The following is a 952-nucleotide window of genomic DNA, read 5'->3' as shown; positions in this document are numbered from 1 at the left end:
CTTTTTAGAGTTAGAAGCTCGTGTGCTGAATGTTAATAAAGGGCATAATGGCAAGGTATTGAAAGCGAGCGGAACGCTTGGGGACTATGCGGAGTTTGTGGAGGTAGTTAGGCAGGAGACAAGAGGGGTAAATAGCAGGGATAAAGTAGCTTTATCTAGTGCTATGGAGCGGGCGATAAAGATATGTATAGAACGAGGGATACTAAGAGATTTTTTACATAAACACTCAGTGGAGGTGTTCAATATGCTAACTATGGAATTAACACAAGAAGACGCTGAAATGGCTAGGTATGAAGAAGGTTTAGAGCAAGGCTTAGAGCAAGGCTTGCAAAGAGGGGAACAGAGAGGGAAACTGGACGTTGCCAAAAACCTATTGACTAATGGCTATCCTGTAGAGGATGTTGCCGACCTTGTGGGGCTTTCACTTGCCGAAGTCAAGAAACTTCAGAACGACATCATTGTATAACAAAGCTAATAGTAGCCCCCGTGAGGGGGCTTTTGTTCTTTACGGATGTTCACTATCAGGGCTAATCTTTTGAGTTATTTTTAGACAAAAGAGCATACAGTATGAGACAAACAAGTATAACTACTGGTACATAATAGTATCAAATCCTCAAAATCAAATTTATTGCTTGTTCTGATTAGCCATCCTGTTAACACATGGGGATGCTTTGCTATCTTGGAGACAGCATTTGCTATCACGGAGCCAACTCCTGCTAATACAAGAGCAAGTAGCTTAAATAGTAGATTAGATAGAAAACTACCATATTAAGACGTAGTTTCAGGAGCGTCCTGCGTCTTATGGGTAGGGCTATTCATCCGCTCACAGGAAACCAGCGTTGCACACTACAAAGACGCTATACTAGGCACACACGTATGGCAAAACGTGGATGCAATGACATACCAGTTCTCGCTGTATTACCATTTTTAGCTGTTTCAAGCCCATTAACTG

Annotated in this window: 1 pseudogene; it reads left to right on the top strand. The window is 42.0% G+C overall.

Annotated elements, in window-relative coordinates:
- Nucleotides 1–466 (top strand): annotated as a pseudogene (locus AC1MDJ_RS08105) (hypothetical protein); the annotation flags it as partial.
- Between the last annotated feature and the right edge of the window lie 486 nt (nt 467–952).

Source organism: Candidatus Termitispirillum reticulitermitis (assembly GCF_054655775.1).
This window is presented reverse-complemented; position numbering and strand designations above follow the sequence as displayed.